A 23,099-nucleotide genomic window follows, 5' to 3' on the forward strand; every position below is an offset into this window, starting at 1 on the left:
GCCGCCGAACTCGCCGCCGAGATCGGCGCCCGGCAGACGTTCGAGTTCCTGCTCGGCCGGCACCTGGACGCCAACCCCCGCCAGTACACGCTCACCCCGGCCGAGTTGGCGGGCCTCATGGCCGATCTGGCCGGTCCGGCCCGCACCGTCCTGGACCCGGCCTGCGGCACCGGCGCCCTGCTGCGCGCGGTCGACCCCCGACCCGGCCAGGAGCTGTACGCCCAGGACAACGCGCCCGAGCTCGCCGCGCTCAGCGCGCTGCGGCTGGCGCTGCACAGCCGGGCCACCGTGCGCGCCGCCGTCGGCGACACCCTGCGCGCCGACGCCCACCCCGGACTGCTCGCCGACGCGGTGCTGTGCCATCCGCCGTTCAACGAGCGCAACTGGGGCCACGACGAACTCGCCTACGACCCGCGCTGGGAGTACGGCTTCCCGGCGCGTACCGAGTCGGAGCTGGCGTGGGTGCAGCACGCGCTGGCCCGGCTGACCGACGGCGGTACCGCCGTCCTGCTGATGCCGCCGGCCGCCGCCTCCCGCCGTTCCGGGCGCCGGATCCGGGCCGACCTGCTGCGCCGGGGCGCGCTCAGGGCCGTGGTCGCGCTGCCGGTCGGCGCGGCGCCGCCGTACAACATCCCGCTGCACCTGTGGGTGCTGCGCCGGCCCGACCGGACACCGGCGGCGCCCGAGGTGCTGCTCGTGGACACCGGGAGGTTCGCCGGGGAGGCGCGGGGCGGCCCGGACTGGGAGGCGGTACGGGAGGCCGTACTGGACGCCTGGCGTGCCTTCGCGCGCGAGGGGCGGCTCGCGGAGCGGCCCGGACTGGCCCGGTCCGTGCCGGTGATCGAACTCCTCGACGACGACGTGGACCTCGCGCCCGCCCGCCATCTGCCGCCGGCCGCGGTGGCCGACGGCGCCGAGCAGCTCACCCAGGTGCGCGAGCGCCTGGGGGAGACCCTGCGCCTGGCCGCCGACCTCACCCCGCCGCCCGCCGACCCGGCACCGCCCGCGCGCTGGCCGCTGACCACCGTCGGCGAACTCGCGCGCGGTGGCGCGCTGGTGATGCGTACCGGCGGAAACGGCGGCCACGCGCGCGTGCCGGTGCTCACCGACCACGACGTCCTCGCCGGGACGGCGCCCTCCGGCACGCTGCCCGAGAGCGAGGAGGAGGCCGTGCTGACCGAGCCGGGCGACGTCGTCGTACCCGTGCTCGGCGGGGGCGCGATGGCGCGCGTGATCGACGGGGCGACGGGGGGCGCCGCCCTGGGGCGCAACCTGGTACTGCTGCGCCCCGATCGCACGGCGCTCGATCCGTGGTTCCTGGCCGGGTTCCTGCGCGGGACCGCCAACAACCGGCAGGCCAGCAGCTACGCCTCCACGGCGACCCGGCTGGACGTGCGCCGGCTGCATCTGCCCCGGCTCCCGCTGGAGGAACAGCTCCGCTACGGCGCGCGCTTCCGCGCCCTGGACGAGTTCGAGCGGGCGCTGAGGCACGCGAGCCGGCTCGGGGAGCAGCTGGTGCGCGGGATGTACGACGGGCTCACCGACGGCACGGTGGCACCGGACTGACCCCGGTGCCGACGGCCGCACAACGGTTCGGTACAGCCCTGATCGTTTGTCCGTGCCGGGCCATATGCTCGAAGCGACATCGCACGAGGGGCGCGGTACGCCCACTTCCAGGACCGGGAGCAGCCATGCAAGGCCACGGCCACGGACAGCCGGTGACGCAGCCGCCGCACACCGCGTGGCTGGTCTGCCTGCGTGTGCTGTTCGTGGTGCTCGGCATCGTCACCATCGGCTTCCTGTCCTGGGCGATGCCGCTGCGGCTGGCGATCGTCACGCGCCGGCCGCTGGACTGGGGGCTGTTCGTGGCGGTGCTGGCCGCCGACCTCCTCGGCGTGGTCCTGCTGGGGCTGGAGCCGGGCGAGGAGATCCACACCACGGGCGGCTATGTGGGCCTGATACTGGTGCTGGGCTCCCTCGTGGGCTCGATCGCGTACTACCTGGCCGCGGACATCCAGCACTTCGCGCTGCGCCGGCAGGCGTACGCGGCGATGTCCGGGGTGCCGGCGTACGGCTACCCGGCCCCCGCGGCGGCCTACGGCGCGACGACCGTACCGACCGCCCCGACGGCGTCTGCGCCGGCCGTACCCACCACGTCCGCGCCGGCCGTACCCACCGCGCCCGCGCCGGTCCCGCACCGGGCACCCGGCGCGCCGCACACCCCGCCCCCGGCGCCGTACGCGCCCGTGCCCGGGCCCCCGCCGGTCGCCCCGCTGCCCAGGCCCCCGGCGCCCGCGCGGATCGAGCAGGTGCGCGCGGAGCTGGACGAGCTCAGCGACTACCTGCGCCGGCAGGACGGCCACGAGGGCGGTCGGTGAGCATGGCGACCGGACGAATCGTCGCCGGGCGCTATGAGCTGTCCACGCTCATCGGGCAGGGCGGCATGGGCCAGGTCTGGACGGCGTACGACCGGCGGCTGGACCGGCGCGTGGCGGTGAAGCTGCTGCGCCCGGACAAGGTGGCGGGCCAGGAGACGGACGAGCTGCGCCGCCGGTTCCTGCGCGAGTGCCGGATCACCGCGCAGGTGGACCACCCCGGTCTGGTGACGGTGCACGACGCGGGCAGCGAGGGCGACGAGCTGTTCCTGGTCATGCAGTACGTCGACGGCGCCGACCTGTCCGACCACCTCGCCGAGCACGACCCGTACCCGTGGCCGTGGGCGGTCGCGGTGGCCGCGCAACTGTGCGCCGTGCTGAGCGCCGTGCACGCCGTGCCGATCGTGCACCGCGACCTCAAGCCGCGCAACGTGATGGTGAAGCAGGACGGCACGGTCACCGTCCTCGACCTGGGCGTGGCCTCGGTGATGGACACCGACACCACCCGGCTCACGCACACCGGCTCCCCGATCGGCTCGCCCGCCTACATGGCGCCCGAGCAGGCGATGGGCGGCGCGGTCGGCCCGTACACCGACCTGTACGCGCTCGGTGTGCTGCTGCACGAACTGCTCAGCGGCGAGGTGCCGTTCGCCGGTTCCACGGCGCTCGGTGTGCTGCACCGGCATCTGTACGAGCCGCCGCTGCCCGTGCGCCGGATCCGCCCCGAGGTGCCCGAGGCGCTGGAGGCCCTGGTGCTGCGCCTGCTGGCCAAGGACCCGCAGCACCGGCCGGCGTCCGCGCAGGAGGTCTACGAGGAACTGGCGCTGTTGCTGCCCGCGCGCGGCACACCCACCGGGGCGCCCCTGGACCCCACGCGCCCCTTCCTGCGTCCGCACGCCCCCTGGCCGGACCGTGCGCGCATCCCCGCGCACCAGCCCGCCCCCGTCGTCCCGGCGCCGCCGGCGGCCGAGAAGCCCGATGTCGCCGACGCTGTGGACGACGTCAAACGGCTGCTGGGCGAGGGCCGTATCACGCAGGCCGTGGACGTCCTGGGCGCGATCCTGCCGGCCGCCGCCGAGCAGCACGGCGAGCACTCCCCGGTGGTACGCACCCTGCGCAAGCAGTACGCGGCCACGCTCCTGGACGACGGCCAGTACCGGCGCGCGCTGCCCGAACTGCGCCGGCTCGCCGACGAACGCGCCGCCGAGGCGGGCCAGGCGGACGCCCAGGCGCTGCGCTACCGCTACGAGGCCGCGCAGTGCCTGGAGCAGCTCGGCGAACCCGCGGCGGCGCTCGCCGAGTACCGCGCGCTGCTGCCGTACTACGAGAACCAGTACGTCTCCGGGGACCCGGGGCTCGCGCACGACGTGCGCCGGCGCATCGGCCATCTGCTGCTCGCGCTCGGCGACCGGCCGGCCGCCCATGACACGCTCGCGCGGCTGGTGATGGACGTCGAGCGGCTGCACGGCCCCGGTCATCCGCTGGCCGTGGAGGTCCGGCGGACCCTCCAGTGGCTCGGACAGGTGCGCGGATAGCGCGGATAGATTGTCCGTCGATTGTCGTCACGCACGCGCGCGAGCCGCCGTGCACGAACAGGGGTGGGATTCATGGCCGGACACCGGCAGTCCAAGAAACGCAGATACATCGCCTGGGGAGCGGTCGGCGTGGTGGTGGCCGCCGGGGCCGGCATCGCCGCCCAGACCTCCATGGCCGCCACGAGCTGGCCCGCGCAGAAGACGTTCACCGGCCGCGCCTTCGACACCTGCACCGCGCCCTCGCTGTCCGCGATGAAGGCATGGCACACCGGCTACTACGGCGCCGCCGCCGTCTACGTGGGCGGCAAGAACCGCGGCTGTGCCCAGCCCAACCTCACCGCCTCGTGGGTGAAGTCGGTGAACTCCCTCGGCTGGAAGCTCATCCCGATCTACGTCGGCGCGCAGCCGCCCTGCCAGACCGGCTCCAGCCCCGAGAAGCTGTCCGCCGCGACGGCCGCCTCGCTGGGCGCGAAGGACGCCGCCGACGCCGTGGCCAAGGCGTCCGCGCTCCGTATGAAGGCCGGCAGCCCCATCTACCTCGACATGGAGGCGTACGACATCCAGAACAAGGCGTGCAACGACGCCGTCCTGACGTACGTGCGCTCCTTCACGAAGACGCTGCGCGCCAAGACCTACCGCGGCGGCTACTACGGCTTCACCAGCTCCAGCGCCAAAGCCGTCGCCACCGCCGCGGACAAGAAGGACCTGCCGGGCAACCTCTGGTACGCGCTGTACGACAAGAAGGACACGACGACCGCGGACTGGCCGTGGGGCGCCGGCCAGTTCACCCCGCACAGCCGCGGCCACCAGTACCTGGTCAACAGCAAGGAGACGCGCGGCGGCGTCACGCTGACCGTCGACCGGAACTCCTGGGACGCGCCGGTGGCCATCATCGGCTGACCCGGCGGTCCGCTCCCAAAGCGGCGCGGCGGTGCCCGGAGCGGGTGCGAATCGTTGGTCGAATGGGTTGGCCGCGGCCTGCCCACTGCCTACCATCGATCACCGCAAGACCTTGTGCACCGTCGCACAATCTCCCCCCAGGAGGTTCACCTTGCACCGCCGCCGTCGCACCGCGCTCTTCCTCACCGCGGCGATCGCCGCCGCGGCCCCCCTGCTGACCGCCTGCGGAAGCGAGGCGCACCCGGGCGCCGCGGCCGTCGTCGGCGGGCAGCGGATCACCGTGGCCCAGCTGGAGAGCCGGGTCGACGAGGTCCGCCGGGCCCAGCGGGCCGCCGTACCGGACGAGACGCAGTACCAGCAGGTCGTCTCCTCCACCAGCAGTCTCACCCGGGACACCCTGCACAACATGGTGCTCGACCGGGTGCTGCACCGCGCCGCCCGGGACAAGGGCGTCACGGTCACCCGCGCGGAGATCCAGCGGATGCGTGCGGGCCTGGAGCAGCAGGCCGGCGGCGGCAAGGGCCTGGAGACGGCCTGGCTGCAGAAGTACGGCATCGCGCCGGCCCGCCTCGACGACAACCTGCGCCTGCAACTGGAGGCGCAGAAGCTCGCCGCCAAGCTCGGCACCGACACCAGCCAGCCCGCGTTCTGGCAGGCCCTGTCCAAGGCGTCCACGCAGCTCCACGTCGACCTCAACCCGCGCTACGGCTCCTGGGACGTGCAGAAGAGCAGCCGGGTGGACGCCAAGACGCCATGGGTGCGGGAGGTCACGACGGGGGGCGGACAGCCGGTGACGACGTAGGCGGGGAGTGGGCGGGGCGGGCGCCCCGGCACGGATCCGGCACCGGCACCGGCACCGCACCGGCATTGAAACCGGAACCGAAACCGGAACCGGAATCAGGGCTTCCGATCGTACGATCACACGAGTGCCTGGGCCCTGTGGATAACTCGATCCACCCTTCCGCGCCGTGGGTTACGTTCGGATCGTGAACGAATCCAGCGCCGAAGCCCGCCCCGAACCCCGCCCCGCCCCCGGCCCGGAAGCCGCCCCCGGCCGCATCGTCCTGCTGACCACCAGCCACCGCGTCGCCCCCGGCCTGCTGTCCTGGCCCGCCTGGCAGGCCCTGCGCGCCGCCGACGCCGTGCTGTGCGCGGACGGGGCGCACCCGCAGCTGCCGTATCTGCGCGAGGCCGGGATAGCGGTCACGGAGGCGTCCCCCACAGCGCCGGAACTGGTCGACGCCTGCACCGGCGGACGGACGGTGGTGGTCGTGGCCACCGGCGAGGGCGAACCGGTGCTCACCGACGGCCTCGCCCGGCTGGCCGGCTCCGGCCGGGTCGCCATGCCGGAGCTGGAGCTGCTCCCCGCCTCCTACGACCTGCCCGGCGCCCGCCTGCTGGATCTGGTGCAGGTCATGGACCGCATCCGCGCCGAGTGCCCCTGGTCCTCCCGGCAGACCCACGAGGGCCTGGCCAAGTACGGCATCGAGGAGGCCTACGAACTGGTCGAGGCGATCGAGGCCGGCGACCGCGAGGAGCTGCGCGAGGAACTGGGCGATGTCCTCCTCCAGGTCGTCTTCCACTCCCGGATAGCCGAGGAGGACCCGGACGCGCCGTTCTCCGTCGACGACGTGGCCGGCGGCATCGTCGCCAAGCTGATCCACCGCCACCCGCACGTCTTCGGCGACGAGCGGGCGGAGACCCCGGAGGACGTCAAGGAGCACTGGCTGCGCACCAAGGCCGAGGAGAAGCGGCGCACCTCCATCACGGAGGGCGTCCCGCTCGGCCAGCCCGGCCTGGCCCTGGCCGCCAAGCTCGCCTCCCGGGTGCGTACGGCGGGCCTGGAGGTGCCCCTGCCCCGGGGTGAGGGCATCGGGTACGAGCTGCTGGCGCTGGCGGTCGGCGCCGAGGCGGCCGGCGTCGACCCGGAGGCGGCGCTGCGGGCGGCGGCCCGGGCGTACCGGGACGCGATCAAGGACAGCGAGGCGGCGCGCGCCGCGGGCGGCGGAGAGGAGGACGAGGGGTAGGCGGCTCGTCCTCCGGCACCGGGAACTCCCACCTGGTACCGCACGGCCGCCGGCCTGGGCCGCCCCGCCGTCCGGAAGGCGCCCGGCGAGGCGCCCGCCGCGCCGGATACGGTCGAGGAGTGACCGACCAGCACCACCCCGACCAGCCGGCCCCCGCCCACCAGCCGGCCCCCGCCCTGTTCACGTGGGAGTTCGCCACCGACCCCTACCCCGCCTACGCCTGGCTGCGCGAGCACGCCCCCGTGCACCGCACCCGGCTGCCGAGCGGAGTCGAGGCATGGCTGGTCACCCGGTACGCCGATGCCCGGCAGGCCCTGGCCGACCAGCGGCTGAGCAAGAACCCGGCCCACCACGACGAGCCCGCGCACGCCAAGGGCAAGACCGGCATCCCCGGCGAGCGCAAGGCCGAGCTGATGACGCACCTGCTGAACATCGACCCGCCGGACCACACCCGGCTGCGCAGGCTGGTCAGCAAGGCGTTCACGCCGCGCCGGGTCGCCGAGTTCGCCCCCCGGGTGCAGGAGCTGACCGACCAGCTCATCGACCGGTTCGCGAGGACCGGCTCCGCCGACCTCATCCACGAGTTCGCCTTCCCGCTGCCCATCTACGCCATCTGCGACCTGCTCGGCGTCCCGCGCGAGGACCAGGACGACTTCCGGGACTGGGCGGGCATGATGATCCGGCACGGGGGAGGGCCGAGGGGCGGGGTCGCGCGGTCCGTGAAGAAGATGCGCGGCTATCTCGCCGAGCTGATCCACAAGAAGCGCGAGGCGCTGTCCGCCACCCCCGAGCCCGGCGAGGACCTGATCTCCGGCCTCATCCGCGCCTCCGACCACGGCGAGCACCTCACCGAGAACGAGGCCGCCGCGATGGCCTTCATCCTGCTGTTCGCCGGCTTCGAGACGACCGTGAACCTCATCGGCAACGGCACCTACGCCCTGCTCACCCACCCCGGCCAGCGCACCCGGCTGACGGACTCCCTGGCCCGTGGCGAACGGGACCTGCTGGAGACGGGCGTCGAGGAGCTCCTGCGCTACGACGGACCGGTGGAGCTGGCCACCTGGCGGTTCGCCACCGAGCCGCTGACCATCGGCGGGCAGGACATCGCGCCGGGCGACCCGGTGCTCGTCGTCCTCGCCGCCGCCGACCGGGACCCGGAGCGGTTCGCCGACCCGGACGTGCTGGACCTCGGCCGCCGCGACAACCAGCACCTCGGGTACGGCCACGGCATCCACTACTGCCTGGGCGCGCCGCTCGCCCGGCTGGAGGGCCAGACCGCGCTGGCGACCCTGTTCACCCGCCTGCCCGACCTCAGGCTCGCCGCCGATCCGGCCGAGCTGCGCTGGCGCGGCGGGCTCATCATGCGCGGCCTGCGCACCCTGCCGGTGGAGTTCACACCGACCGCGTGAACACAGGCCCTCCAGGAAAAGGTGACACTTCCTCAACCCTGTGATCTTCACGTGATCTGTGCGGCATGAACTTGTGACAAGTGATCGTCTGCCGATACGTTCACCCATCAGCGCGGCGAGCGGCTCCGACCGCCGCGCCGGTCCTGCTGTCGCTCGAAAGGCTTCTGCATGCTCTCCGGGAACGGTCGACACCGTCGCCCCCGCCAGGCTCCGGCCCTCCTCGTCGCGGCCGGAGTGACCGGCTCCGCCATCGCCATCCCGCTCCTCGGCGCGGCGAGCGCCAACGCGGCCGACGGCACCACGTGGGACAAGGTGGCCGAGTGCGAGAGCGGCGGCTCCTGGAGCGCGGACAACGGAACCGGCTACTACGGCGGCCTGCAGATCTCGCAGGACGACTGGGACACGTACGGCGGCGGCGAGTACGCGGCCAGCCCCGACCAGGCCAGCCGCCAGCAGCAGATCGCCGTCGCCGAGAAGATCCTGGCCGCCCGGGGCACCGCCCCCTGGGCCACCTGCGCCCTGCTGTCCGGCCTGACACGGAACTCGGGGTCCATGGACGTCGACACGGGCGTCGGCGACTCCGGTGACACCCGCGGTTCGTCGGACTCGTCCGAAACGGCCGGCAACTCCGGTACGTCCAAGACTCCCGGAACCTCCGACCCGTCCGCTTCGCCGGACGCGTCGCCCTCCACCGGCTCCGCCGCCGACCCGGAGGCCGGCTCCTCGTCGGACCCGGCCACCACGCCCTCCACCAAGCAGGACAAGGGCGACAAGGCCGACAAGGGCGACGCGGATACGGGCAGGACCGCCGACGAGGAAGTGGGCAAGGGCGCGGGCGGAACTCCCGGTTCCACCGGCACCGAAACCCCCGAGTCCGACAAGTCCCCCACACCCGGCACCGGCGACTCCCCGTACCCCGGAGGCTCCCCGACGGCCACCCCGGACGCCGGGACCGTGACCAACCCCCAGCAGGCGGCCGGGTCTTGGAGCCTGGTCGACACCGGCGCCGTCGGCACCGGCGGACGCCACCGGGGCCCGAGCGCGGACGAAACCCTGACAAACGCTCAGCACGACGCTTCGTCGGGCCGGCACGCCTCCCGCGAACCGGACACCTACACCGTCCGCCAGGGCGACTCGCTGTCCTCCATCGCCGACTCCCTTGAGGTCGACGGCGGATGGCGCGCGCTGTACGCCGGCAACAAGAAGGCGATCGGTGCCGACCCGAACCACATCACCGCCGGTCAGACCCTGGATGTCCAGGGCGAAACGGGTGCGAAGTAGGGGGATTTGACGTCCCGCTTGATGCCGTGATGTCCGGTTTGGCGAAAGTGTGGGATGAGTCTCAGAAGCCCTGATCGTCTTTGAAATTCCGGCGATCACCTGCCTACGGTCGAGGCCGCTCGTCACCACGAGCCCCGGCTTCCGCCACGCCGAATCCTGCCGGCGGTCGCTCGGGAACAGTCGTCGCGTCAAGCGCCGTAGGCAGGAGCGGGGGACCCAAGGTAGGCGCCGGGCCCAGCAGTTGAGGCTGGGACCGGCTGGGGGTGAAGCCGCGTCACGCGAAAGCGTCCGACGCGGCCGGGCAACTCAACCGGCCCGAACCCGACAGCTCACCTCGTAGGCGTCGGTGAGGGGAATCGATCCATGCTGTTTTCCGGCAAGGGCAAGCACCGTCGTCCGTCCAAGGCCGTTCGCGCCGTCACGCTCGCCGGTGTCACCGGCGCCGCCGTCGCCGCCCCGCTGATGGCGGCCGGCAACGCCTCCGCCGCCACCGTCTCCCAGTGGGACACGGTCGCCCAGTGCGAGTCCGGCGGCAACTGGTCCATCAACACCGGCAACGGCTACTACGGCGGTCTGCAGTTCTCCGCCTCCACCTGGGCCGCGTACGGCGGCACGCAGTACGCCGCCACCGCCGACCAGGCCAGCAAGTCGCAGCAGATATCCGTCGCCGAGAAGGTCCTCGCCTCGCAGGGCAAGGGCGCCTGGCCGGTGTGCGGCACGGGCCTGTCGAGCACCCCCTACAACGGCTCCGCCCCGGCGCCGTCCGCCCCGTCCACCCAGGACTCGGGCACCACCACCCGCTCCGCCGACCAGCAGGCCGCCTCCCGCTCCGCCGAGCGCCCGGCCGCCTCCACGAGCAAGAGCACGGGCTCGGGCAGCACCAACGGTGCGAGCAAGACCGTCACCACCCCGACCGGCAAGAAGGTCAAGAAGGGCGACGGCGAGTACAAGGTCGTCGAGGGCGACACGCTCAGCATCATCGCCGCGAAGCACAAGGTCGCGGGCGGCTGGCAGAAGCTGTTCGAGCTGAACAAGGACATCGTCCAGGACGCCGACCTCATCTACCCGGGCCAGCAGCTCCACCTGAAGTAACCCTCCCGGCCCCCCCGCGGCCCGCACATCCCGGCGGGCCCCCGGCCCCCAGGGCCGCACATCCGGAGGCCCCCCAGGCCCGCACATCCCGGAGCCCCCCAAGGCCCCGTGCGGGCCACCCCCGTCCCCCAGGGCTCCCCGCCCCGGCGCGTCTTCCCCCGTACGCGCCGGGGCGGGGTTTTCCGCGTCCGGCCCGGCGCCCCGCCCCGGGAAATGAGCCGGACCCCTTTGTTTCGAGCAGAAACAAAAGGTACCGTCGCTCTGTCCACGGGGCGGTCGGTCGACGGCCGAGCGGCCCGGGACGGTTAGGCTCTAGTCGCAAGGCACACCAGCCCCGCACTTCCAGCGTCACATCCAAGAAGGAGATGCTCGTGCCGTCCATCGACGTCGTCGTAGCCCGGGAAATCCTGGACTCCCGAGGCAACCCCACGGTCGAGGTCGAGGTCGGCCTCGACGACGGCAGCACGGGTCGTGCCGCCGTGCCGTCCGGCGCCTCGACCGGCGCCTTCGAGGCCATCGAGCTGCGCGACGGTGACCCGAACCGCTACCAGGGCAAGGGCGTCGAGAAGGCCGTCCTCGCCGTCATCGAGCAGATCGGCCCCGAGCTGGTCGGCTACGACGCCACCGAGCAGCGCCTGATCGACCAGGCCATGTTCGACCTGGACGCCACCGACAACAAGGGCTCCCTCGGCGCCAACGCCATCCTCGGCGTCTCGCTCGCCGTCGCCCACGCCGCCTCCGAGGCCAGCGACCTGCCGCTCTTCCGCTACCTGGGCGGCCCGAACGCGCACCTGCTGCCGGTGCCGATGATGAACATCCTGAACGGCGGCTCGCACGCCGACTCCAACGTGGACATCCAGGAGTTCATGATCGCCCCGATCGGCGCGGAGTCCTTCTCCGAGGCCCTGCGCTGGGGTACCGAGGTCTACCACACCCTGAAGAAGGTCCTGAAGAACAAGGGCCTGTCCACCGGCCTCGGCGACGAGGGCGGCTTCGCCCCGAACCTCGGCTCCAACCGTGAGGCGCTCGACCTCATCCTGGAGGCGATCAAGGAGGCCGGCTACACCCCCGGCGAGCAGATCGCCCTGGCGCTCGACGTCGCCGCGTCCGAGTTCTACAAGGACGGCTCGTACGTCTTCGAGGGCAAGAACCGCACCGCCGCCGAGATGACCGAGTACTACGCCGAGCTGGTCGAGGCGTACCCGCTGGTCTCCATCGAGGACCCGCTCTTCGAGGACGACTGGGAGGGCTGGAAGACCATCACCGACAAGCTCGGCGACAAGGTGCAGCTGGTCGGCGACGACCTGTTCGTCACCAACCCCGAGCGCCTGGCCAAGGGCATCGAGGAGGGCGCGGCCAACGCCCTGCTGGTCAAGGTCAACCAGATCGGCTCGCTGACCGAGACCCTGGACGCCGTCGAGCTGGCCCAGCGCAACGGCTTCAAGTGCATGATGTCCCACCGCTCCGGCGAGACCGAGGACGTCACCATCGCCGACCTGGCCGTCGCCACCAACTGCGGCCAGATCAAGACCGGCGCCCCGGCCCGCTCCGAGCGCGTCGCCAAGTACAACCAGCTGCTGCGCATCGAGGAGATCCTCGACGACGCCGCGGTGTACGCCGGCCGCAGCGCGTTCCCGCGGTTTCGCTCCGCGAACCAGTAGGCACAGCAAGGGCTGACCCAACCCGGGCTAAGTCCTAGCCAGTCGTACGTACGTCCCCGTACCCGGTCCCGTACCGTGTCCGGGGACGTACGCGCGTATGACGGGAGGCGGGGAAGATGGGCGTGAAGGACCGTGACCGGTTCTCCACCGCGACCAGGATCAGGCTGCTCGGCGAGCAGACCGCGGCCCGCGTCTACCGCTCGCAGACCAAACGGCAGGCCCGCCGCTCTCGGCTCACCGGCCGGGCGGCACTGCTCGCGCTGGTGCTGTGCACGATGGTCGTCGCCCTCGCCTACCCGATGCGGCAGTACGTCTCCCAGCGCGCGGAGATCGCCGACCTCCAGCGCGAGCAGCGGCAGGCCCGCGAGCGGGTGGAGCAGCTGCGGGACCTCAAGGCGCGCTGGCAGGACGACGCCTACGCCGAGCAGCAGATCCGCCGCCGGCTGCACTACGTACGGCCCGGCGAGACCGGGTACGTGGTCGTCGACCCCGGCGCGGCCAAGCAGTCCCGCGCCGACCTCGGGGCCGCCGGCCGGCCCTGGTACGCGAACGTCTGGGACGGCGTCGACAAGTCCGACGCCTCCGACCAGTGAACCCACAGAAAGTCTCCGAACAGCCAGTCATGGAAACCCCTCCGCCGCCCACTCCGCGCACCGAGCCCACCGACGCGGACGTAGAGGCCTTCAAGCAGCAGCTGGGCCGCCCGCCGCGGGGCCTGCGGGCCATCGCGCACCGTTGCCCGTGCGGTCAGCCGGACGTCGTGGAGACGGCGCCGCGCCTGCCCGACGGCACGCCCTTCCCGACGCTGTACTACCTGACGTGCCCGAAGGCGTCCTCCGCCATCGGCACGCTGGAGGCGGACGGCGTGATGAAGGAGATGACCGAGCGGCTCCAGCGCGACCCGGAGCTGGCCGCCGCCTACCGGGCCGCGCACGAGGACTACATCCGGCGCCGGGACGAGATCGAGGTCCTCCAGGGCTTCCCGAGCGCGGGCGGCATGCCCGACCGGGTGAAGTGCCTGCACGTCCTCGTCGCCCACTCGCTGGCCGCCGGCCCGGGCGTGAACCCGCTCGGCGACGAGGCGCTGGCGATGCTGCCGGAGTGGTGGCGCAAGGGCGCGTGCGTGACCGTGGAGACCCCCGAGGAGGACGCGAAGTGACCCGTGTGGCCGCCGTGGACTGCGGTACGAACTCCATCCGGCTGCTGGTCGCCGACGCCGACCCGGCGACGGGGGAACTGACCGAGCTGGACCGCCGGATGACGATCGTGCGGCTCGGCCAGGACGTCGACCGCACCGGCCGGCTCGCCCCGAAGGCGCTGGAGCGCACCTTCGCCGCCTGCCGGGAGTACGCCGGGATCATCAAGGAGCACGGCGCCGAGCGGGTCCGCTTCGTGGCCACCTCCGCCTCCCGGGACGCCGAGAACCGCGAGGACTTCGTGCGCGGGGTGCTGGACATCCTCGGGGTGGAGCCGGAGGTCATCAGCGGCGACCAGGAGGCCGAGTTCTCCTTCACCGGCGCCACCAAGGAACTCACCGGCCGCACCGACCTCGCCCGGCCCTACCTGGTGGTGGACATCGGCGGCGGCTCCACCGAGTTCGTCGTCGGCGACGACCACGTGCGCGCCGCGCGGTCGGTGGACATCGGCTGCGTGCGCATGACCGAGCGGCACCTGGTGCGCGGCGGCGAGGTCTCCGACCCGCCCACCGGGGAGCAGATCGCCGCCATAAGGGCCGATGTGGAGGCCGCCCTGGACCTGGCCGAGCGCACGGTCCCGCTGCGCGAGGCGCGCACCCTGGTGGGCCTGGCGGGCTCCGTCACCACGGTCTCCGCGATCGCCCAGGAGCTGCCCGAGTACGACTCCGCGCGCATCCACCACTCCCGGATCTCCCGGGAGCGCGTCCGGGAGATCACCGAGTGGCTGCTGCGCTCCACGCACGCCGAGCGCGCCGCCGTCCCGTCCATGCACCCCGGCCGGGTCGACGTCATCGGCGCGGGCGCCCTGGTCCTGCTCGCGATCATGGAGCGCACCGGCGCCGAGGAGGTCGTGGTGAGCGAGCACGACATCCTGGACGGCATCGCGTGGTCGGTGGCGTAGATCTCTTTTGTTACTCGCCGGTAGTCGACCGCTGAGCAGGTTGGATAACGTTTGAGCGGCCCGGAGGGCCCCCTCGGGGGCCCTCCGTCGTATGCGTGCGGAAAACTTCGTGAAGTTCTTCACAAGGAATTTGGGCCCGAGGGACCCACGAACGGGGCCGGTTGGCCCTTCCGGGGTGTTGACGGCCGTTTGAACATGTTCAGATGAAGGGCGCGAGCGGGCCCTGGAGGAGGTTGTTCCGGAGGCGTCACGACACTCTCACGGCCACCCCGCGGCTCCGGAGAGGCTGCTCACGCGGCCTTGACAACGGGGCGAACCGCCGCGCGGTTCCCGCCGCTCCGCATGACCTCGGTCACGCGGGCCGCGGAGTTTAACACAGGGCCTGTCGGTTCTTGTGAAGGGGCGCACGAGCGACCCCCCTGGGGCGGGTGGATACTCGATGGCATGAGCACCACGGAGCGTCCCAGGATCCTCGTAGTAGGCGGTGGGTACGTAGGCCTGTACGCAGCTCGGCGCATCCTCAAGAAGATGCGCTACGGCGAGGCGACCGTCACGGTCGTCGACCCCCGGTCGTACATGACCTACCAGCCCTTCCTCCCCGAAGCCGCCGCCGGCAGCATCTCCCCTCGCCACGTCGTCGTCCCGCTGCGACGCGTGCTGCCGAAGGCGGAGGTCCTCACCGGTCGGGTCACCACCATCGACCAGGACCGCAAGGTCGCCACGATCGCCCCGCTGGTGGGCGAGGCGTACGAGCTGCCCTTCGACTACCTGGTCATCGCCATGGGCGCGGTCTCCCGCACCTTCCCGATCCCCGGCCTCGCCGAACAGGGCATCGGCATGAAGGGCATCGAGGAGTCCATCGGTCTGCGCAACCACGTCCTGGAGCAGCTGGACAAGGCCGACTCCACGACCGACGAGGAGATCCGCCGCAAGGCGCTCACCTTCGTCTTCATCGGCGGCGGCTTCGCGGGCGCGGAGACCATCGGCGAGGTCGAGGACATGGCCCGGGACGCGGCCAAGTACTACAAGAACGTGTCCCGCGAGGACATGCGGTTCATCCTCGTCGACGCCGCCGACAAGATCCTTCCCGAGGTCGGCCCCAAGCTCGGCCAGTACGGCAAGGAGCACCTGGAGAGCCGGGGCGTGGAGATCTACCTCTCCACCTCGATGGACTCCTGTGTCGACGGCCACGTGGTGCTGAAGAACGGCCTCGAGGTCGACGCCAACACCATCGTGTGGACGGCCGGCGTCAAGCCGAACCCGGCCCTCGCCCGCTTCGGCCTGCCCCTCGGCCCGCGCGGCCACGTCGACTGCGAGCCCACGCTCCAGGTCAAGGGCACGGACTACATCTGGGCCGCCGGTGACAACGCACAGGTCCCGGACCTCGTCGGCCGCAAGGCGGGCAACGAGAACGCCTGGTGCCCGCCGAACGCCCAGCACGCGCTGCGCCAGGCCAAGGTCCTCGGCGACAACGTGGTCTCCGGCATGCGGGGCTTCCCGCAGAAGGAGTACGAGCACGCCAACAAGGGCGCCGTCGCCGGCCTCGGCCTGCACAAGGGCGTGGCGATGATCGTCATGGGCAAGATGAAGATCAAGCTCAAGGGCCGTCTCGCCTGGTACATGCACCGTGGCTACCACGGTCTGGCCATGCCGACCTGGAACCGCAAGATCCGCATCTTCGCCGACTGGACGCTCGGCATGTTCCTCAAGCGCGAGGTCGTCTCCCTCGGCGCCATGGAGAACCCCCGCGAGGAGTTCTACGAGGCCGCCAAGCCGGCGCCGGTCGCCGCCGCCAAGTCGGAGGAGAAGGCCAAGGCCTCCTGACCTCCCGGTCACCCGTTCCGAGCCCGAAGGGGCCGCCCGCCATCCGTGGTGCGGGCGGCCCCTTCGGGCTGTCCGGCACCCAAGTGCCTCTGCGCGGACAGTTTCTGACGCGTACCCGCTTTTTACCCAGTCACAACACGGCGTGGGGACTACGGCCGGGCCCCGCGTGTGTTTACGTGGTGTTGGCATTCCGGGATCGTCCGTCACGGAGGTGTGCGTCATGGCCGACGCCGCACAGCGGCTGAGGAGTCTTGCCGAACAGGTGCTGGGAGCCCCGCTCCCGGTGCGCCTGAGGGCCTGGGACGGATCGCAGGCCGGTCCGCCGGACGCGCCGGCCCTCGTGGTGCGCAACCGCCGGGCCCTGCGCCGGATGCTCTTCAAACCCGGTGAACTGGGCCTGGCCCGCGCCTGGGTCTCCGGTGACCTGGACGTCGAAGGCGACCTGTACACCGTGCTGGACGCGATGGCCGGCCTCGTCTGGGAGCGCGGCGAGGACGCCCGCACCCTGCGCCAGGCCGTGCGCGACCCCGCCGTCCGGGCCGCCGCCCGCGACCTGCTGAAACTGGCCGCCCCCCCGATCCCGCCCGCCCCGCCGCGCGAGGAGATGCGCAGACCCCGCCGGCGTCTGCACACCCGCCGCACCGACCAGCGGGCCATCAGCCACCACTACGACGTCGGCAACGACTTCTACGAGATCGTCCTCGGCCCTTCCATGGTGTACTCCTGCGCCTACTGGGAGCAGGACGGCACCCTGGAGACCGCCCAGCGCGACAAGCTCGAACTGGTCTGCGCCAAGCTGGGCCTGAAGGAGGGTCAGCGGCTGCTGGACGTCGGCTGCGGCTGGGGTTCCATGGCCATCCACGCGGCCCGCGAGCACGGGGTGAGCGTCGTCGGGATCACCCTGTCGCAGGAGCAGGCCGCCTACGCCCGCAAGCGCGTCGCCGACGCGGGGCTGACCGACCGGGTGGAGATCAGGGTCCAGGACTACCGCGACGTCGTGGACGGCCCCTACGACGCGATCTCCTCCATCGGCATGGCCGAACACGTCGGCGCCGAACGCTACCTGGAGTACGCCCGCCAGCTGTACGCCCTCCTCAAGCCCGGCGGCCGGCTGCTCAACCACCAGATCGCCCGCCGCCCGCAGCGCGACGAGTCGGCGTACGAGGTGGACCAGTTCATCGACTCCTACGTCTTCCCCGACGGCGAACTCGCCCCCATCGGCACCACCGTCACCCAGCTGGAGCGGGCCGGGTTCGAGGTGCGGGACGTGGAGTCCATCCGCGAGCACTACGCCCGCACCCTGCGCCGCTGGGTGGCCAACCTGGAGGACGACTGGGACCGCGCGGTAGGGCTCACCAGCCCCGGCCGGGCCCGGGTGTGGCGGCTGTACATGGCCGCCTCCGCGCTCGCCTTCGAACGCAACCGGATCGGCGTCAACCAGGTCCTCGCGATCCGCACCCCCGACTCCGGCGCCTCCGGGCTCCCGCTGCGGCCCCGCACCTGGCACGGCTGACCGCCCGCGCCGGACGGCGCCGCGCACGGCAAGGGGGCCCCTTCCCGAGGGGCCCCCTTCACCGTCGTACGACGGCTGCTCCGCCTGCGACCGGCTACTCGGCCTTGATCGCCGAGAGCATGTTCAGCCGGGCCGCGCGGCGGGCCGGCCACAGGGCGGCCAGGACGCCGATCACGCCCGCCAGCAGCAGGAAGACCGCCATCCGGCCCCACGGCAGCTGCAGCTCGTACGTCGGTATCTCGGTGGCCAGCAGCTCGCCGGCCGCCCAGCCGAAGAACACGCCCAGGCCGAGGCCCAGCACGCCGCCGAACAGGGAGATCACCAGGGACTCCAGGCGGACCATCCGCTTGACTGCCCGACGGTCCAGGCCGATCGCGCGGAGCATGCCGATCTCCTGCGCGCGCTCGAAGACGGACATGGCCAGCGTGTTGACGACACCCAGCACGGCGACGACCACCGCCATGCCGAGCAGGCCGTAGACCATGTTCAGCACCTGCGTGAACACGTTCCCGATCTCATGGGAGATGTCCTGCTTGTCCTGGATCTTGACCGCCGGGTTGGTGCCGAGGGTCTTCACCAGCCCGTCCTTGGCCGCGTCGGACGCGCCGTCCGCCATCTTGACCATGACCTGCATGTCGGCCGGATCGGTCAGGTGCGGGGTGAGGACCTTGTTGTCGAGGATGATCCCGTGGAGCATGTCGTTGCCCTCGTAGACCCCCGCGACCGTCAGCCGGCGTGCCGCACCGTCCTCGAAGTGCGCGGTGAGCTGCGAACCGGCCTTCCAGCCGTGCTTCTCGGCCCGGTCCTCGTCCACGACGATGCGCGTGCCGCCCACCGAGAAGGAGCCGTCGGTCACCTTCAGGTCGGTCAGCTCGCCGATGGCCGCGCCGTCGACGCCGGTCAGCCACTCGGTGCCGCCGTCGATGCGGGACTCGCCGTTGCGCAGCGGGCTGCTGGCGGTGACCCCGTCGGCGGTGGCGAGCCTCTTGGCCATGTCGGGGGAGAGCGGGCCGCGGTTGGCCATCGAGACGACGTAGTCGGCGCGGATCGCCGAGCTGGCCAGCCGGTCGATGGAGCTCTGCAGGCTGCCCGCCATCACCGTCATGCCGGTGATCAGGGTCAGGCCGATCATGAGCGCCGAGGCGGTGGCCGCGGTACGGCGCGGGTTGCGCACCGAGTTCTGGCGGGCCAGCTTGCCCGACACCCCGAAGGCGCGCAGCACCGGAGCGGCGGCGGCGATCAGCGGGCGGGACAGCAGCGGGGTCAGCACGAACACACCGATGATCAGCAGGACCGCGCCGATGCCCATCGGGCCCTGGGCGGCGTCGGCGTCCATGTTCGTGGCCATGAGGATCACCGCGATCCCGGCGGCCGCGAACAGCGAGCCGAGCGTGTTGCGCAGCACCAGGGACTTGGTGGTGGCCTTGGCGTGCAGGCTGCTCATCGCCGCCACCGGCGGGATCTTCGCGGCCCGGCGGGCGGGCAGCCAGGCGGCGAGCACGGTGACGAGGATGCCGACCGCGAGGGCGGCGACCACCGTGCCGGGGCTGATCACCAGTGGGCCGTCGGGCACGCTCTCACCGAAGGAGCCCAGCAGGGAGCGCAGACCGGCGCCGATGCCGATGCCGGCGGCCAGACCGGCCACGCCGGCGATCGTGCCGACCGCGAACGCCTCGACGAGCACCGAGCGGGTGACCTGGCGGCGGGAGGCGCCGACCGCCCGCAGCAGGGCCAGTTCACGGGTGCGCTGGGCGACCAGCATGGTGAAGGTGTTGGCGATGATGAAGGTGCCGACGAACAGGGCGATGCCCGCGAACACCAGCAGGCTCTTCTCCAGGCCGCTCAGGGAGTCGGCGATCGCCGCCGCCTGGTCGTCGGCGAGCTGCTTGCCGGTGGTGGTCTCCACCAGCTGGGCGGGCAGCGCCTTGTCCAGCGCGGACTTCAGCGCCTCCTGGCTGGTTCCGGCCGCCGCCCGCACGTCGATCTCGTCGTACGTGCCCTTCTTGCCGAACAGGGACTGCGCGGTGGGCGTGTCGAACAGGGTGAGGCTGCCGCCGGCGGCCACGTTGCCGTCGTCGGTGGTGAAGATGCCGCTGACGGTGGGGGTGAGGACCGGGCCGTCGACGGACAGGCGCACGGTGTCGCCGACCTTGAAGCCGGCCCGCTTCGCCGTCGCGGAGTCGATCAGCACCTCGCCCTTGCCGTGCGGGGCATGGCCGCTGACCAGGGGGTAACGGGCGTCCTTGGTGCCCCAGTAGTTGCCGCCGGCCGACTGCCAGTCGCCGCCGACGAGTTCGCCGTCCTTGCCGGCGACGGCGGTGAAGCCGGTGACGACACCGGTGGCCGAGGCGGCCCCGGGGACCTTGGCGGCCCGGTCGAGCAGCGCCTGGGTCAGCTCGGCGTCCTTGCCGACCCGGTCGCCTTTGGAATCCTGGTACTTGGGCTGTACGGCGACGTCGACCTGGTCGAAGCCCTTGGCGAAGCTCTTCTGGTAGGCGTCGGAGAGGGTGTTGGTGAAGACCAGCGTTCCGGAGACGAACGCCACGCCGAGCATGACGGCGAGCACGGTCATCAACAGCCGGGCCTTGTGCGCGAGGACGTTGCGCAGGGCGGTGCGGAACATCAGCTGGTACGGCCCTTCGCGTCGAACTGCTTCATCGTGTCGAGGACGGACTCGGCCGTGGGGCCGTACATCTCGTCGACGATCCGGCCGTCGGCCAGGAAGATCACCCGGTCGGCGTAGGCGGCGGCCACCGGGTCGTGGGTCACCATGACCACCGTCTGGCCCAGCTCGCGCACGGAGTTGCGCAGGAAGCCGAGGACCTCGGCGCCGGAGCGCGAGTCCAGGTTGCCGGTGGGCTCGTCGCCGAAGATGATCTCCGGCTTCGAGGCGAGGGCCCGGGCCACGGCGACGCGCTGCTGCTGGCCGCCGGACAGCTGGGCGGGCCGGTGGCCGAGACGTCCGGACAGCCCCACCATCTGGATGACCTGATCCAGCCACGCCTTGTCCGGCTTCCGCCCGGCGATGTCCATCGGGAGGGTGATGTTCTCCAGCGCGGTCAGCGTCGGCAGCAGGTTGAACGCCTGGAAGATGAAGCCGATCTTGTCCCGGCGCAACCTGGTGAGCTGCTTGTCCTTCAGGGAGCCCAGCTCGGTGTCGCCTATCCGCACGGACCCGGAGGAGAAGGTGTCCAGACCGGCCACGCAGTGCATCAGCGTGGACTTGCCGGAGCCGGACGGGCCCATGATGGCGGTGAACTCGGCGGCCCGGAAGTCGACGGAGACCCGGTCCAGGGCGACCACCCGGGTCTCACCCTGCCCGTAGATCTTCGACAGCTCCATGGCGCGCGCGGCTACGGCGGTGGTCCGGCCGGCGGTGGGTGTGGTGGTCACGGGACGGTGCTCCTGTCGGGACGACGTGTTTCGTGGGGACCGTTCCATCGTCCCGGCGCGGTGCGGGCCCGGAGTCAGCCGCTGTTCCGGTTCCGGGGGGCGACTCGGGTCGGACGCGGGGCCGCCGTGTCATACCTGGGGAGGACGGCCGACCCTGAGGGGACGCGGGGCGCCGCGACGGCTGTCCGGTATCTCGTTAACCGGTGGACCGGTCTTGTTCGAGCGGTGAAATTCCGTCATTTCGCGTACACGCGCACACCTCTCGCGGCACGCTATTGGCAAGTGCGGATGGCCAGTTCCGTCCGCTGATGCTCCCTCAGACCTCAATAAAATAAGACAACATCGGTGCACCCGTCCGCTGTTCGGGGGATGGGTCCCGATAGGCTCGGACCCTCGATGCGGAGCTCCTGGCAAGCCCGGATGGTGGAATGCAGACACGGCGAGCTTAAACCTCGCTGCCCCTTCGCGGGCGTGCCGGTTCGAGTCCGGCTCCGGGCACTTTCCGCCTTTTGGCGCGTTTTGTACGGTTACGACCGCGGTAATGAGGACGCTCCGTCGGATCGAGCCGCTTCCTGACCCACCCTCCGTCGGCCTCCGTCGCCACCCCTTCGCCGGTTCCGGCGCCTCCCTGTTCCCCCGATACGGTCCCGGCCATTGACAGTCGGGTCCGGCAGGTCGAGACTCGCGGGCAACTGGTGAAGGAAAGTTCACCTCGCGAACAGCCGGGAGAGAAGGGGACGGTCGATGCGTACCACCGTGGGGATCATCGGGGCGGGGCCGGCCGGGCTGTTGCTCGCTCGGCTGCTGCATCGCGCCGGGATCGAGTCGGTCGTCCTGGAGGGCCGCGACCGTGCCTACGTCGAGCGGCGGCAGCGCGCCGGGATCCTGGAGCAGGGCACGGTCGACGTGCTGCGCGCCGCCGGGGCCGGGGAGCGGATGGACCGGGAGGGGCTGCGGCACGACGGGATCGAGCTGCGCTTCGGCCGGCGCCGGCACCGCGTCGACTTCCCCGGTCTCACCGGCGGGCGGTCCGTGACCGTCTACGCCCAGACCGAGGTCTGCAAGGACCTCATCGCGCTCCAGCTGAAGGAGGGCGGGCCGCTGCTGTTCGAGGCCGAGGCGCTGGGGGTGGAGGGGGCCGAGGGCGACCGGCCGCGCATCCCGTTCCGGCACCAGGGGCGCGAGGACGTGCTGGAGTGCGAGTACGTCGTCGGCTGCGACGGGTTTTGGGGGGTGGCCCGCAAGGCCGTCCCGGCCGGGGTCTCCCGGGTGTTCGAGCGGTCGTACCCGTACGCCTGGCTCGGTGTCCTCGCCGACGTCGCCCCCTCGCACGACGAACTCGTCTACGCCCGCCACGAGCGCGGCTTCGCCCTGCTGTCCATGCGGTCCCCGGCCGTCTCCCGGCTCTACCTCCAGGTTCCCGCGGGAACGGAGGCCGGGCAGTGGGGCGACGAGGAGATCTGGGACGAGCTGGAGAGGCGGCTGGAGACCGACGACGACTGGCGGCTGGAGCGCGGCCCCCTCACCCAGAAGTCGGTGACCCCCATGCGCTCGTTCGTGCACGAGCCGATGCGGCACGGCCGGCTCTTCCTCGCCGGCGACGCCGCCCACATCGTGCCGCCGACCGGCGCCAAGGGCCTGAACCTCGCCGTCGGCGACGTCGTCACCCTCGCCCGGGCCCTCGCCCACGAGCGGCAGACCGGCTCCCCCGAACTCCTCGACGCCTACTCCGCGACCTGCCTGCGCCGCGTCTGGCAGGCCGAGCGGTTCTCCTACGACATGACGACCCTGCTGCACCGCGCCCCGGACGACACCCCCTTCGACGCCCGGCTCCAGCTCGCCCGGCTGGAGCGGATCGCCTCCTCGCGCGCGGCCGAGACCGACCTCGCCGAGGCGTACACCGGGTTCCCCCTCGGTTAGCCCTGCCTCCGTGGCCGGGAATCGGGGGCCCGCGTAGCGTGTTGCGCAGCATGCAAGGGGAAGGATCCTCCT

General features: G+C 72.1%; 18 protein-coding genes, 1 tRNA gene and 1 riboswitch. Of the genes, 17 read left to right on the forward strand and 2 right to left on the reverse strand.

What is annotated here, in order from left to right:
• The 15 genes from IH25_RS0126330 to IH25_RS0126400 all read left to right on the forward strand — a co-directional run.
• On the forward strand, positions 1-1,566 hold a 1,566-nt coding region (locus tag IH25_RS0126330), incomplete at its 5' end, for an N-6 DNA methylase (protein ID WP_030615502.1).
• 125 nt (positions 1,567-1,691) lie between these two features.
• A complete protein-coding gene (locus IH25_RS0126335; protein WP_030615504.1) occupies positions 1,692-2,378 on the forward strand; it encodes a hypothetical protein in 687 nt (228 codons plus the stop codon).
• Positions 2,375-3,910 carry a serine/threonine-protein kinase gene (locus tag IH25_RS0126340; protein ID WP_030615508.1) on the forward strand — a complete coding sequence of 512 codons (1,536 nt, stop codon included), beginning with the start codon at positions 2,375-2,377 and terminating at the stop codon, positions 3,908-3,910. Before IH25_RS0126335 ends, IH25_RS0126340 begins: the two co-directional genes overlap by 4 nt.
• Positions 3,911-3,982: 72 nt before the next feature.
• The gene (locus IH25_RS0126345; protein WP_030615511.1) at positions 3,983-4,810 is read left to right on the forward strand and encodes a glycoside hydrolase domain-containing protein; all 828 of its coding nucleotides are present in this window, start codon (positions 3,983-3,985) and stop codon (positions 4,808-4,810) included.
• Between the two features lie 151 nt (positions 4,811-4,961).
• Positions 4,962-5,612 carry a SurA N-terminal domain-containing protein gene (locus tag IH25_RS0126350; RefSeq protein ID WP_030615513.1) on the forward strand — a complete coding sequence of 217 codons (651 nt, stop codon included), beginning with the start codon at positions 4,962-4,964 and terminating at the stop codon, positions 5,610-5,612.
• Positions 5,613-5,796: 184 nt separating this feature from the next.
• Positions 5,797-6,837, forward strand: coding sequence for a nucleoside triphosphate pyrophosphohydrolase (locus IH25_RS0126355; RefSeq protein ID WP_051754126.1), 1,041 nt, complete (start codon positions 5,797-5,799; stop codon positions 6,835-6,837).
• A gap of 119 nt (positions 6,838-6,956) precedes the next feature.
• On the forward strand, positions 6,957-8,246 hold the full coding sequence (locus IH25_RS0126360) for a cytochrome P450 family protein (protein WP_030615520.1): 1,290 nt from the start codon (positions 6,957-6,959) through the stop codon (positions 8,244-8,246).
• A gap of 168 nt (positions 8,247-8,414) precedes the next feature.
• Complete coding sequence (locus IH25_RS0126365; protein WP_030615523.1) at positions 8,415-9,527, forward strand: transglycosylase family protein; 1,113 nt, start codon at positions 8,415-8,417, stop codon at positions 9,525-9,527.
• Between the two features lie 183 nt (positions 9,528-9,710).
• Positions 9,711-9,885, forward strand: a riboswitch (cyclic di-AMP (ydaO/yuaA leader).
• A gap of 5 nt (positions 9,886-9,890) precedes the next feature.
• On the forward strand, positions 9,891-10,619 hold the full coding sequence (locus tag IH25_RS0126370) for a transglycosylase family protein (protein WP_030615526.1): 729 nt from the start codon (positions 9,891-9,893) through the stop codon (positions 10,617-10,619).
• 371 nt (positions 10,620-10,990) lie between these two features.
• Positions 10,991-12,280: a phosphopyruvate hydratase gene (eno, locus tag IH25_RS0126375; protein WP_030615529.1), complete on the forward strand. Its 1,290-nt coding sequence runs from the start codon at positions 10,991-10,993 to the stop codon at positions 12,278-12,280.
• Between the two features lie 116 nt (positions 12,281-12,396).
• Complete coding sequence (locus IH25_RS0126380; RefSeq protein ID WP_030615532.1) at positions 12,397-12,873, forward strand: FtsB family cell division protein; 477 nt, start codon at positions 12,397-12,399, stop codon at positions 12,871-12,873.
• A gap of 29 nt (positions 12,874-12,902) precedes the next feature.
• Positions 12,903-13,439: a DUF501 domain-containing protein gene (locus IH25_RS0126385; RefSeq protein ID WP_030615535.1), complete on the forward strand. Its 537-nt coding sequence runs from the start codon at positions 12,903-12,905 to the stop codon at positions 13,437-13,439.
• Positions 13,436-14,377 (forward strand): Ppx/GppA phosphatase family protein, encoded by a 942-nt coding sequence (locus tag IH25_RS0126390; protein WP_030615537.1) that lies wholly within the window; start codon positions 13,436-13,438, stop codon positions 14,375-14,377. The genes IH25_RS0126385 and IH25_RS0126390 overlap by 4 nt, the downstream gene beginning before the upstream one ends.
• Before the next feature lie 444 nt (positions 14,378-14,821).
• Positions 14,822-16,201, forward strand: a complete 1,380-nt coding sequence (locus IH25_RS0126395; protein ID WP_078844422.1) for an NAD(P)/FAD-dependent oxidoreductase — start codon at positions 14,822-14,824, stop codon at positions 16,199-16,201.
• A gap of 220 nt (positions 16,202-16,421) precedes the next feature.
• Positions 16,422-17,714, forward strand: a complete 1,293-nt coding sequence (locus IH25_RS0126400; protein WP_030615543.1) for an SAM-dependent methyltransferase — start codon at positions 16,422-16,424, stop codon at positions 17,712-17,714.
• Positions 17,715-17,808: 94 nt separating this feature from the next.
• Here the strand turns inward: IH25_RS0126400 and IH25_RS0126405 are convergent, their stop codons facing one another.
• On the reverse strand, positions 17,809-20,337 hold the full coding sequence (locus IH25_RS0126405; RefSeq protein ID WP_030615546.1) for an ABC transporter permease: 2,529 nt from the start codon (positions 20,335-20,337) through the stop codon (positions 17,809-17,811).
• On the reverse strand, positions 20,337-21,107 hold the full coding sequence (locus tag IH25_RS0126410) for an ABC transporter ATP-binding protein (RefSeq protein ID WP_030615549.1): 771 nt from the start codon (positions 21,105-21,107) through the stop codon (positions 20,337-20,339). Before IH25_RS0126410 ends, IH25_RS0126405 begins: the two co-directional genes overlap by 1 nt.
• A gap of 414 nt (positions 21,108-21,521) precedes the next feature.
• Here IH25_RS0126410 and IH25_RS0126415 point away from each other — a divergent pair.
• Together IH25_RS0126415 and IH25_RS0126420 are read left to right on the forward strand one after the other, a co-directional pair.
• Positions 21,522-21,605 (forward strand) — tRNA-Leu (locus IH25_RS0126415).
• Positions 21,606-21,851: 246 nt separating this feature from the next.
• Positions 21,852-23,027, forward strand: coding sequence for a 4-hydroxybenzoate 3-monooxygenase (locus IH25_RS0126420; RefSeq protein ID WP_030615551.1), 1,176 nt, complete (start codon positions 21,852-21,854; stop codon positions 23,025-23,027).
• Positions 23,028-23,099 lie beyond the last annotated feature (72 nt).

The organism is Streptomyces achromogenes subsp. achromogenes, from assembly GCF_000720835.1.
GTDB classification, from domain to species: Bacteria; Actinomycetota; Actinomycetes; order Streptomycetales; family Streptomycetaceae; genus Streptomyces; species Streptomyces achromogenes.